This window comes from Parabacteroides sp. CH2-D42-20 (assembly GCF_003670185.1).
Classification (GTDB): Bacteria; Bacteroidota; Bacteroidia; order Bacteroidales; family Tannerellaceae; genus Parabacteroides; species Parabacteroides distasonis.
This window is the reverse complement of sequence record NZ_RAYG01000015.1, coordinates 33,821-45,246: the sequence shown is the minus strand read 5'-3', so window position 1 is coordinate 45,246 and position 11,426 is coordinate 33,821. Positions and strand designations below refer to the sequence as shown.

Genomic DNA, 11,426 nt, shown 5'->3' with positions numbered 1-11,426 from the left:
AAAAATGTAGATGAAACTCTTTAAAAGTCGCAAAACATACTATTTATACAATCCGAACACTCTCAATTATGAGCGTGTATACCCATCTAGCAAAGACCGGCTGTTCACCGTTCTCCGCCATTTAAGCACCGGAATAGCATTCGGCGTAGCCACTTTTTTCGTCATGATGCATTTGGTGGACTCTCCGATGGAATCTCAGTTACGTAAGGAGAACCGCCTATTGCAAACTCAATACGAGGTGCTTTCCCTTCGCTTAAATAACGCGTTGGACGTATTGGATGATATCCAACAGCGTGACGAGAATCTGTACCGGGCTATCTTCCAAGCTGAGTCCATACCTGAATCCGTTCGGAAAGCCGGGTTTGGAGGGACAAACCGTTACGAGCATTTGATGAGCCTGTCCAATCCGGAGCTTGTTGTCTCCACGACCCAAAAGATGGATATGCTACGTAAGCAATTATATATCCAGTCCAACTCCTTGGAGGAACTGATCTCCCTAGGAAAGAACCAAGAAGAGAGAAGTAAATGTATCCCGGCTATCCAGCCGATTTCCAATAAGGATCTGCGTCGTACCGCTTCCGGCTATGGCGTGCGTATCGACCCGATTTACCGTACACCTCGTTTCCATTCCGGAATGGATTTCTCGGCTAAAGTGGGAACGGAGATCTACGCGACAGGTAATGGCGTAGTCACTTTTGCCGCTTGGAAACAGGGATACGGAAATTGTTTGATTATCGATCATGGCTACGGCTATCAGACGTTATACGGTCATATGAGTAAGTTCAAGAAACGTGTCGGACAAAAGGTTACTCGTGGAGAGGTGATTGGCGAGGTTGGAAATACCGGGAAATCTACCGGCCCTCACTTGCATTATGAGGTAATCGTACGAGGGAAGTATGATAACCCATCTAAATACTATTACATGGATCTCTCACCTGAGGAATACGACCGTATGATCCAGATTGCCGAGAATCATGGTCAGGTTATGGATTAAACTTCATTAGCAGTATGAGTCTAAAAAAGAATAAAGATCTCAAGCTCTATTTTTCCATCAGCGAGGTGGCGCAGATGTTCGACGTGAACGAGTCCACCCTTCGCTTTTGGGAGAAGGAGTTCGATATCATCAATCCAAGGAAGACGAGCAAAGGTACCCGTTTTTACAAGCAGGAGGATATCGACGCGGTACGCCTCATCTACCATCTGGTTAAAGAGAGAGGGATGACCTTGGCCGGCGCACGGCAAAAACTGAAGGACAATAAAGAGACGACGATCCGGCAAGAAGAGATCGTAAACCGCTTGAAACAGATCAAAGAAGAGCTGTTAGCTATGAAAGACGCATTCGATGCTTTTGCCCCAAAAGTGTGATTATTCTGTTGATAAAACCAGAACAAAACCGTACCTTCGTCCCCAATTAAATAAAACATAAGCAAATAAAATACAAGACATGGAAATTACAGGAAAAATTATTCAAGTCCTACCGGAAGTAGGCGGTGTCAGCAAAGCCGGAAACGAATGGAAAAAACAAGAGTACGTATTAGAGACACACGATCAATATCCCAAGAAAGTATGCTTCCAGATATTCGGAGCGGATAAGATCGCTCAAGCGGCCATTCAGCCGGGCGAGGAATTGACAGTCTCTTTCGACATTGACAGCCGTGAGTACCAAGGCCGCTGGTTCACCAGTATCAATGCATGGAAAGTAGACCGTCCGATGGCGGCAGCTCCTCAAGCCGCTCCGATGGGAGTAACTCCGGATAATTTCGCTCCGGCTTCCGCTCCTACGGCTCCAGCCTCATCCGCTCCTGATTTCGGACCGGCCAATCCAATCGATGATTTGCCATTCTAAAGACTAATGGATATCGTATTACTAATTGGCGGTTTACTACTAATTTTAGTCGGGGCTAACGCCTTGACAGATGGTGCCGCCTCGGTAGCCAAACGCTTCAATATTTCCAGCTTAGTAATCGGGCTAACTATTGTGGCGTTTGGGACTTCCGCACCGGAATTAACGGTCAGTGTCGTATCCGCCTTGAAAGGAAGCTCGGATATCGCTATTGGTAATGTAGTAGGAAGCAATATATTTAACGCCTTGATGATTGTCGGCTGTACGGCCGCTATCGTACCGATCAGCGTCACGAAAGGTACGTTGAGCAAAGAGATCCCTCTTTGCGTGCTTGCCTCAATCGTATTATTTATTTGCGCGAATGACGTTTTGATCAACGGCGCGTCGCACAATAGTATCAGTAGTAGCGATGGAATGTTACTATTATGCTTCTTCACCATTTTCCTTGGCTATACATTCGCGATCGCACATAATGGAGAGGAAAATGGAGAGAGCACGATTAAAATAATGCCCATTTGGAAAGCGAGTTTATTCATCATTGGTGGATTGGCTGGTTTGATTTACGGAGGACAATTTTTCGTGGATGGAGCTTCTGGTATCGCCCGTGGACTGGGTGTCAGCGAATCTATTATCGGTTTGACTTTAGTGGCCGGAGGAACCTCTCTTCCTGAGTTAGCGACTTCCGTCGTGGCCGCATTAAAGAAGAACCCGGAGATGGCGATCGGAAATGTTATCGGTTCCAACCTCTTCAATATATTCTTCGTATTAGGTTGTAGCGCAACAATCACGCCGATGAACATACAAGGCATTACCAATCTGGATTTGGGCGTCATGATCGGTTCATGCGTATTGCTTTATATTTTTGGCCTTTTCTTCAAGAAACGGACCATCACTAGGCCGGAGGGAATCCTATTGATCGCTTGTTATATAGCTTATATAACTTATTTGATTGTCGGCTGATAAAGCTTTTATAAAACAAAAGTGTAGCGAAGCACTTCGCTACACTTAATCCGCTACACGTCCGACAGATTTAATATTCTGTATCTTCGACAAAGTCACGCACATTTTCTGGATATCTTCTACGTCATGAACTTTCATCTTTATCTTACCTTCGAACACGCCGTCTTTCGCCTCGATCAGCAAGCGCATGATGTTCACGTTGAAATCCTCGGAAATCGTTTTCGTGATCGTATTCAATACGCCTATCGAGTCTATACCTTTCACCTCTAGCGTGGCCTCAAAAGAAGCGTTCATATGGCTGCTCCAAACCGTATTCAAGATACGTTCGCCAAAGCTACTTTTCAAGCGCATGGCGATCGGGCAGGAACGTTTATGAACTACTACATTTCCATCATCATTGATAAAACCTAAAGAGTCATCTCCCGGAATCGGCTTACAACATTCGGCAATTACATAATTACGCTCAAAAGCCTCCTCTTTCAATAAATAAGGCTTTTTCTTATCATATTTAGGCTTCTCTTTCTTGGCTTCCTCCTCTTCGGGTTGTTTCACCTTCTTGGAAGCGACACCCAACGCCTGTTTCACATACTTAAACAAGACATTATCCGTCTTCTCCTTCAACAGCTTCTTTAAATTCTCGGGCAAAACCACATCCCCCTTCTCTACCGCATAAAAGAATTCCTCGCGTTTCGAGAATCCAAAGTACATACCTAATTTATCCAGATTGGATGTACTCGCCTCAAGCTCCGAACGCTTGAAGGCATCAAGAACTTTTATCTCTCCATACTTAGCGACCTCTTTACGGACACGCTTTAATACGGCATCGATCTTCGCACGAGCCTTAGCGGTAGTCACGAAGTTCAACCACTCCGGTTGCGGCTCCTGAGAACGGGAAGTCAAGACCTCCACCTGATCTCCACTGGACAGCGGATGACTCAATGGCACCAAACGATGGTTTACCTTAGCACCAATACATTTATTACCGATATCGGAGTGAAGCGCATAAGCGAAATCCAAGGCGGTAGCCCCTTGGGGCAATGTCTTTATATCTCCTTTCGGAGTGAAAACAAATATCTCGGAAGTAAATAAGTTCAGTTTGATCGTATCCAAGAAATCCAGCGCATTCGGGTCCGGACTCTCCAATATCTCGGTAATGGTTTGTATCCATTTATCCAATTCCGTATCCTCCTCCACGTTGGATTCCTTGTATTTCCAATGGGCAGCGAAGCCTTTCTCTGCGATATCATCCATACGGCGGCTACGGATCTGGATCTCTACCCATTGTCCATCCGGTCCCATAACGGTCAGATGAAGCGCTTGATAACCGTTCGCTTTCGGACGGCTCACCCAATCACGGATACGGTCGGGACGAATCCGGTAAATATCCGTAATAGCCGAGTAGATATCCCAACATTGGTTTTTCTCGTCCACACCGGGAAGCGGGTCAAAAATAATGCGGACCGCATAAATATCATAAATATCCTCGAAAGCGACACCCTTGCTTTCCATCTTATTCCAAATGGAATAGACCGATTTCACACGGGCACGCATCTCATACTGAAGTCCCATCGATTTGAGCTTCTCGTCCACAGGGGCGGCGAAACGCTCGAATAATTTATTACGGCTCTCTTCTGTCGCTTTCAACTTAGCGCTGATGAAATCGTATTCTTGCGGATGCTCATATTTAAAACTCAAATCCTCCAGTTCCGTCTTGATCGAGAAGAGACCCAGACGATGCGCCAGAGGAGCATACAGATAAAGAGTCTCACCCGCAATCTTAAATTGCTTGGCGGGAAGCATGGAACCCAAAGTCCTCATATTATGAAGACGGTCTGCGATCTTGATTAGAATCACCCGTATATCGTCACTCATAGTCAGCAGCAACTTACGGAAGTTCTCGGCTTGAGCCGAGGCCTGTTCCCCAAAAATGCCACCGGATATCTTCGTCAAGCCATCCACGATCTGGGCGATCTTGTCTCCGAACATATCCCGGATATCCTCCACCGTATACTCGGTATCTTCCACGACATCATGCAATAACGCAGAGCAAATAGAGGTAGAGCCCAAACCCATCTCCCGGCATACGATACGAGCCACGGCGATAGGATGCATTATATAAGGTTCGCCGGAACGCCGTTTCACTCCGGCGTGCGCTTGATTGGCGAAATTAAAGGCTTTCGTGATTCGTTCGACCTTACGGCGGTGGTTTGACTTCAAATAATCGTTCAACAGCGCATTGAACCCATCTTGTATCATCTGTTCGTCCGCAGAGAGAACGGACGCAGTCTCGCCCGTTTCTTTTATATCTTTTGTGTCCTTTGTATCGTCCATGGTTTTACACCTCCCATTTTTATACTGTATAGCCACAAATATATACAAATATTTGGAAGGAAACCCTAACAAAAGACAAAAATAGAATATCTACAGCTTAAATATGGATCCCATAGTCGTGTTTAACCTCGTCCATGACAAAAGTACTTCTCAACGAGCCCAAACTATTGATCGTTCCTAACACATTCAAAATAAACTCTTGATAATATTTCATATTGGGAGCGTGTATCTTCAATAAGTAATCATAATCGCCTGAAATATTATAGCACTCCGTTACCTCGGGGATTTCTTGGATAATCCGGGTAAACTCAAAAGCTATATCCTTATTCAGCCGAACCAATTTCACGCTACAAAAGACAACAAAGCCTTGATTCAGCTTCTCCGCATCTAGTACCGCTATATACTTCTTTATATATCCACTATTCTCAAGACGTTTTAAACGCTCGAACACCGGGGTTGACGAGAGACTGACCCTTGCCGCCAACTCTTTCGTAGTCAACCGGGCATTATCTTGTAACGTTCGGAGGATTTGCAGATCCACCTTGTCTAACTTATCAGAAACATTCATAAGAAAAAAATTCTATCGGATTGATTCCCCAGCGTCCTTCGCCGAAGATGTATTCTATTTATAGCCCTAAAAATAGTATTATTTTCTATATTCTCAACGAATCTTGTTCAAAAAGCACACACATCATACATTTGCCAACAGAATAAGAACTAAATAAACAAGATGACTATGGCAACAAAGAAGTTACATTTCGAGACATTACAACTTCATGTAGGACAAGAACAACCGGATCCCGCAACCGACGCACGTGCGGTACCCATTTATCAAACAACTTCCTATGTATTCCATAACGCACAACATGCGGCAGACCGTTTCGGCCTACGTGACGCAGGGAATATTTACGGACGTTTGACAAACTCCACGCAAGGCGTTTTCGAGGCACGTGTAACTGCCTTAGAAGGAGGTGTGGCAGGTTTGGCCGTGGCTTCAGGAGCAGCGGCTGTCACCTATGCGTTACAGAACATAGTGAGGGCAGGAGATCATATTATCGCGGCCGATAATTTGTATGGCGGTTCCTTCAACCTGATCACCCATACACTGGCCTCTCAAGGCATTACTAATACGATTATCAATGTAAATGACCTAAACGCATTAGAAGCAGCCATCCGGGAAAACACGAAAGCCATTTATGTAGAGACATTCGGGAATCCTAACTCTGACGTAACGAATCTGGATGCGGTAGCGGAAGTCGCCCACCGACACCATATTCCATTAATCGTAGACAATACGTTCGGAACCCCCTACTTGATTCGTCCGATCGAACATGGAGCTGACATCGTCATCCATTCCGCCACAAAGTTCATAGGGGGACATGGCAGTAGTCTAGGAGGCGTAATTGTAGATGGAGGTACTTTCGACTGGAAGGCGAATGCCGATAAGTTTCCTACATTAGCCAAACCAGACCCAAGTTATCATGGAGCCATATTTGCGGACGTAGCAGGTTCCGCCGCCTTTGTCACCCGTATCCGTGCGGTCATTCTTCGCGATACCGGGGCAACAATCTCTCCTTTCAATGCTTTTATCTTGTTGCAAGGATTAGAGACCTTATCCCTACGCGTGGAACGCCATGTAGCAAACGCATTGAAAGTCGTGGATTATTTATCAAAACATCCGAAAGTAGAAAAAGTGAATCATCCATCACTTCCTACCCATCCGGACCATGAACTTTACAATAAATATTTCCCGAATGGTGCCGGCAGTATCTTCACCTTCGAGATCAAAGGCGGGCAGGAAGCCGCTTGGAAATTCATCGACTCACTGGAGATCTTTTCCCTACTAGCGAATGTCGCCGATGTAAAGAGCCTTGTCATTCATCCATACACGACCACTCATTCCCAGATGAGTCCGGAAGAACTTGCCCAACAGCACATAACACCATCCACCGTACGCTTGAGCATCGGAACCGAATATATAGATGATATTATAGATGATCTGGATCAAGCTTTCGCTAAAATCTGATAGCGCACTTCCAAAAGGAAAAGGACAGAAGCAAAGAAGGCGATCCCTGTTCGACACAAGGATCGCCTTTCTAATCAACATCACATCGAGCCAAGGTTACACTCATTTATTCTCAGCCAAATAGATATCCGTAAATGTCACAGTTCCGGTTAATCGGTTATTGTTGTTAGTTACATTTAACAATATGACATACTTGCGATACTGATCGGCAGTCAACGCCTCTTTCATCAGCTTCAAATTGCCGTACACGGCTTTTTGCAATCGTTCATTCTGACGCTTCAGGTCTTTGCTCAAACTCTTTCTTTGTTCTTGTACAAAATAATCGTTAATGTTAAGTACCTCCTCCATTTGGTAAGGAGCCAATCCTAGATAAGAACTCAATCGGCTAAACTCTACCGCAAACGGTTCTTTATTCCCATATTCATTCACACATTGCGCTTTCGCAAAATTCATTGTAGCACTCATTCCCAAAACCGCTACCGCCATAATTAACTTTCTCATAATACCTACAATTTACCTATTACAAAACTATTCACAAAACAAACACTCATTTTAGAGAAGATAGCCTAAACATTCTTTTGTTTCGGACTAATCCTTTTTTACAAACCTATTAACCTATCTAATTTGTATGATAAAACTCGGATTAACATCAAAATTTCAACTTACATCTTATTGATGTATCTCCTTGTTTGTATTGCAAAGATGAAGAATTATCGGATAGGAAGTTTCCGATTGTTGACGAAAAGGAAAAAATGGGGATTGAACACGAAAAGGGCAAAAAAATACCGGCTTTAAGAGAACCGGCATTTCTATTTAATTATCATTCCAGACTTACTATCCAAGACTTAAACTCGGATGCCTTATTTTTACTAATATATATACGCTCAGGCACTTCTATATCCAAAGTAACGAGCAAACGGCTATCAAACCAAATTGTTATGTCCTTCACGCTATCACGAGAAATGATGAATTGTTTATTCGCACGGATAAAATCAGCAGGACTTAAAGAAGAAATTATCTGTTCCAATGTTTTAGCATATGGATACGAATTACCAGTCTTTAAATAAACATATGTACTCTTATCAGCTGTATAGAAACAAGACACATCTTTCAAGCTAATAGGCAACAATTTATCCTTAACAGGAATCAGTAGTTTATCCTTGTATTTAGGAGTAGTAGACAACTGTGTTAATTGGGATAAATAATGGATGATATCTTGATGATTCCATCGGCTAAACTTATCTAAGGCCCGTTTCAATTCTTCCGGCTTAATCGGCTTCAAGATATAGTCTATGCTGTTTACTTTGAAAGCGTCGATCGCATATTGATCGTACGCCGTAGTAAAGATGATCGGTGCCTCCACCTCTATCTGGTCAAAAATAGCGAAAGCGGAACCGTCCGATAAATGAATATCCATAAAAATCAAATCCGGCCTCGGATTGGCTTGCAGCCAACGTACCGTTTGCCGGACACTCTCCGTATTTCCCATGATCTCAATCGTGGGATCTATTGTAACCAACATATCCGCTAAGTTCTCATAGGCGGCGGTCTCGTCCTCTACGATCAGTATTCTCATATAGCATCATTTTAGGGGTAGGTATACCTGAAACTCATCCTCATCAGATTCTACCCGTATTTGTTTATTCATTAATAGCAAGAAACGATTCTCCAGATTCTTAAGCCCGGTTCCATTCGTATCCGGTAAGGTCAATTTCGGATAGATTGGATTAGAAACAACCAGTTCCATTCGCTCGTTCAGCCGGATCAAGATATCCATCCGGTGCTCGCTGTCTATAATATTATGTACCGTCACGTTCTCTACCAACGGAAGCAAAGATAATACGGGAATTCGCAAGTTCCGCTTATCTTCGGGAACTTCGATCGTAAAAGTAAGCTTATTGGCGAAACGGACTACCATTACATGCTGAAAAGCCTCTATAAACGCAAGCTCCTCCGACAGTAGTACCAAATTCTTTTTATCACTCTGAAGGATATAACGGAATATATCGGACAATTTCGTAACATACAACAAGGTATTCTCATCGTTTTTCTTCCGTATCAAGGAGGAGATTCCATTCAATGAATTGAAAAAGAAATGCGGATTGATCTGGTTCACCAACGCATCGCAGCGGCTCTGCAAATTCTCGACACGCAGATTCTCGATCAATTGATCCTTTTCCCGTTGATTGTGATATAGCATTTGTATATAGCCGATCAAGGTACATAACAACGCCAACACGATAAACTGGAAGATAATGATACTCAAAAAACGATCATAACTAATAGTCAGGAAGGAGATCAATTTATAGACAACAAAGCCTCCGGAAACGTACAGGGCATTCCAGAGCAACCGCTCGAAGAAGGAGGTACAATCCTCGTGCCTCAAGTTACTTTTCAGCAAAAACCAAATAAGTCCCCAGAAGTAAAGAAAACGGAACCCAAAGAAGAGCAAAAACCCTTGATGATCGTTCGGAGCCAGATAGCTCATGTCACAAAAGATCCATGCCAAATTCGGATAGGCGATAAACACTGCGCAAACCAAACTGACCAACCAAGGTTTAGCCTTGACCACTGATATCTTTTCATCCAATGAACCCATACGATTGTATCTTTTTTCGTATACAAAGGAATAAAAAATCATTCACATCCTTCTCCAGTGCACGAAGAAAGCGAAAAAAAAGAGTTAAAGACGAATTTATCCCCGAATGATCATCCTACCGGTATCTTCAGTACTTGGCCCGGACGGATATCCGGACTTGACAGCCCATTCACCTTTTGTAAGGAAGAAGCGGTAACCCCAGGGTATTTCTTGGAAATCGAATAAAGTGAATCTCCCGATTTAACCTTATAAGAGACAAAATCTTTATTGGCGGAAGCGATCTGTTTTGTAGCGACGGAAGCCGACTTTTTCGTTGTTGTCGCAGTCGATTTCGCAGTCACGGTAGTTGATTTCACCGGAGTCTTGGTAGCCGAGGCAAAAGCGACACCCCCATTATCTACATATAATCTTAACCGTTTTCCTTTCGCTACCCGGTTGGAGCCTAGCCCGTTCCATTTACGGATATCTTTCGCTGTCACGCCATAGCGGTTAGCGATCGTATAAAGATTCTCACCACTCAATACCACGTGGGTGATTTTTTCCCGGGTCGCACCACTTGGTAAAGAGCCATTAGAGTTATTCGCGGAAATGCAATTCGCCAACAGTTCCTCGATCCGATGCGTATAGACCGTATCTTCTTTATCGATAAAAGCATAGGTTTCCGCCGCAGGTAGTTTCAAGACCGAAGGGCGGGTATTACCCGGAACGATGTCTCTTTTATATTGTGGATTTAACGCACGCAACGTCTCAATATCTACTTGCAATAGATCCGATACTTGCTGCAAATGTAGGGCATTATTCACCATGACCGTATCCGTGGCTAACGGCAAGCTGGTTTGCATCGGACAGATGTTATGCTCGCAATAATAATTCATGACGTAATTGGCGGCGATAAATAAGGGGACGTATGAACGAGTCTCTTTCGGTAAATAAGGGAAGATATCCCAGAAGTCCGTCTTGCCCCCCGAACGACGGATCGCTTTATTCACGTTGCCCGGCCCGCAGTTATAAGATGCCAACACTAAATTCCAATCCCCATAGATAGCGTACATATCCTTGAAATACTTACAAGCGGCCTCGGTCGCTTTCAAGGGGTCCCGGCGCTCGTCCACCAAGCTATTAATCTCCAAGCCATAGCTCTTACCCGTAGGAAGCATGAATTGCCATAAACCACAAGCGCCCACTCGAGAGAGGGCTACCGGATTCAAGGCACTTTCCACGACGGCGAGATATTTCAATTCAATAGGCAGGCCATGCTCATCCAACACCTGCTCGATTATCGGAAAATAAAAGTCTGCCATCCCCAGCATATAACGCACTAAATTTCGTTTACGCTCCGCATATAAGTCAATACAATCACGCACTATATTATTATAGGGCAAAGCGATCACGCTGGGAAGCCTAGACAGGCGGTCGATATAGACCGAATCCGGGAAATAGACATTCTCGTCGTCATCATGGCAAAAGTCCTCTCTTTTTGAGAAATATTGCACATGCCAAGTATGGAGCAAACTATCCACGTTCGCATCCAAGCTTTCCGGAATCAATCCGACCTCAGACTCCAGCGAGCTTAAGGTATCTTTTTCCTCAATTCGGGTCTCTTCCTGCGCATAGACCAATGAGACCAAACAATTTAAACAAATGAGTGCTAGCAGGTATCTTTTCAT

Annotated in this window: 11 protein-coding genes; 5 read left to right on the top strand and 6 right to left on the bottom strand. The window is 44.0% G+C overall.

All coding sequences use genetic code 11. The annotated features are described in order from the left end of the window. The first annotated feature begins 10 nt into the window (after positions 1-10). The 4 genes from D7V92_RS11005 to D7V92_RS10990 all read left to right on the top strand — a co-directional run bounded on the left by D7V92_RS11005 (position 11) and on the right by D7V92_RS10990 (position 2,803). A complete protein-coding gene (locus tag D7V92_RS11005) occupies positions 11-994 on the top strand; it encodes a M23 family metallopeptidase (RefSeq protein WP_005861279.1) in 984 nt (327 codons plus the stop codon). 14 nt (positions 995-1,008) lie between these two features. Then, positions 1,009-1,365, top strand: a complete 357-nt coding sequence (locus D7V92_RS11000; protein ID WP_005861277.1) for a MerR family transcriptional regulator — start codon at positions 1,009-1,011, stop codon at positions 1,363-1,365. A 79-nt stretch (positions 1,366-1,444) separates the two neighbouring features. Next, the gene (locus D7V92_RS10995; RefSeq protein WP_005861275.1) at positions 1,445-1,846 is read left to right on the top strand and encodes a DUF3127 domain-containing protein; all 402 of its coding nucleotides are present in this window, start codon (positions 1,445-1,447) and stop codon (positions 1,844-1,846) included. 6 nt (positions 1,847-1,852) lie between these two features. Next, positions 1,853-2,803: a calcium/sodium antiporter gene (locus tag D7V92_RS10990; RefSeq protein ID WP_121772874.1), complete on the top strand. Its 951-nt coding sequence runs from the start codon at positions 1,853-1,855 to the stop codon at positions 2,801-2,803. 45 nt (positions 2,804-2,848) lie between these two features. On the opposite strand, the gene D7V92_RS10985 is transcribed toward D7V92_RS10990, so the two are convergent. Then, positions 2,849-5,134 carry a bifunctional (p)ppGpp synthetase/guanosine-3',5'-bis(diphosphate) 3'-pyrophosphohydrolase gene (locus D7V92_RS10985; RefSeq protein WP_121772873.1) on the bottom strand — a complete coding sequence of 762 codons (2,286 nt, stop codon included), beginning with the start codon at positions 5,132-5,134 and terminating at the stop codon, positions 2,849-2,851. A 97-nt stretch (positions 5,135-5,231) separates the two neighbouring features. Continuing rightward, positions 5,232-5,702, bottom strand: a complete 471-nt coding sequence (locus D7V92_RS10980) for an Lrp/AsnC family transcriptional regulator (RefSeq protein ID WP_121772872.1) — start codon at positions 5,700-5,702, stop codon at positions 5,232-5,234. 168 nt (positions 5,703-5,870) lie between these two features. Between D7V92_RS10980 and D7V92_RS10975 the strand changes: the two genes are divergently transcribed. Then, positions 5,871-7,160 carry an O-acetylhomoserine aminocarboxypropyltransferase/cysteine synthase family protein gene (locus D7V92_RS10975; protein WP_121772871.1) on the top strand — a complete coding sequence of 430 codons (1,290 nt, stop codon included), beginning with the start codon at positions 5,871-5,873 and terminating at the stop codon, positions 7,158-7,160. Between the two features lie 102 nt (positions 7,161-7,262). Here the strand turns inward: D7V92_RS10975 and D7V92_RS10970 are convergent, their stop codons facing one another. The 4 genes from D7V92_RS10970 to D7V92_RS10955 form a co-directional block, all read right to left on the bottom strand. Beyond that, positions 7,263-7,661, bottom strand: coding sequence for a hypothetical protein (locus D7V92_RS10970; protein WP_121772870.1), 399 nt, complete (start codon positions 7,659-7,661; stop codon positions 7,263-7,265). A gap of 319 nt (positions 7,662-7,980) precedes the next feature. Continuing rightward, complete coding sequence (locus D7V92_RS10965) at positions 7,981-8,736, bottom strand: LytTR family DNA-binding domain-containing protein (protein ID WP_008773869.1); 756 nt, start codon at positions 8,734-8,736, stop codon at positions 7,981-7,983. A gap of 6 nt (positions 8,737-8,742) precedes the next feature. After that, complete coding sequence (locus D7V92_RS10960) at positions 8,743-9,801, bottom strand: sensor histidine kinase (protein ID WP_008773870.1); 1,059 nt, start codon at positions 9,799-9,801, stop codon at positions 8,743-8,745. 68 nt (positions 9,802-9,869) lie between these two features. Then, positions 9,870-11,426 carry a lytic transglycosylase domain-containing protein gene (locus tag D7V92_RS10955; RefSeq protein ID WP_121772869.1) on the bottom strand — a complete coding sequence of 519 codons (1,557 nt, stop codon included), beginning with the start codon at positions 11,424-11,426 and terminating at the stop codon, positions 9,870-9,872.

What these genes read in the sequence shown, in the direction of transcription:
- D7V92_RS10995 (WP_005861275.1), top strand. Translation starts at nt 1,445, where the DNA reads ATGGAAATTACAGGAAAAATTATTCAAGTCCTACCGGAAGTAGGCGGT.
- D7V92_RS10955 (WP_121772869.1), bottom strand. Translation starts at nt 11,426, where the DNA reads ATGAAAAGATACCTGCTAGCACTCATTTGTTTAAATTGTTTGGTCTCA.
- D7V92_RS10985 (WP_121772873.1), bottom strand. Translation starts at nt 5,134, where the DNA reads ATGGACGATACAAAGGACACAAAAGATATAAAAGAAACGGGCGAGACT.
- D7V92_RS10990 (WP_121772874.1), top strand. Translation starts at nt 1,853, where the DNA reads ATGGATATCGTATTACTAATTGGCGGTTTACTACTAATTTTAGTCGGG.
- D7V92_RS10970 (WP_121772870.1), bottom strand. Translation starts at nt 7,661, where the DNA reads ATGAGAAAGTTAATTATGGCGGTAGCGGTTTTGGGAATGAGTGCTACA.
- D7V92_RS10975 (WP_121772871.1), top strand. Translation starts at nt 5,871, where the DNA reads ATGGCAACAAAGAAGTTACATTTCGAGACATTACAACTTCATGTAGGA.
- D7V92_RS11000 (WP_005861277.1), top strand. Translation starts at nt 1,009, where the DNA reads ATGAGTCTAAAAAAGAATAAAGATCTCAAGCTCTATTTTTCCATCAGC.
- D7V92_RS10980 (WP_121772872.1), bottom strand. Translation starts at nt 5,702, where the DNA reads ATGAATGTTTCTGATAAGTTAGACAAGGTGGATCTGCAAATCCTCCGA.
- D7V92_RS11005 (WP_005861279.1), top strand. Translation starts at nt 11, where the DNA reads ATGAAACTCTTTAAAAGTCGCAAAACATACTATTTATACAATCCGAAC.
- D7V92_RS10960 (WP_008773870.1), bottom strand. Translation starts at nt 9,801, where the DNA reads ATGATTTTTTATTCCTTTGTATACGAAAAAAGATACAATCGTATGGGT.
- D7V92_RS10965 (WP_008773869.1), bottom strand. Translation starts at nt 8,736, where the DNA reads ATGAGAATACTGATCGTAGAGGACGAGACCGCCGCCTATGAGAACTTA.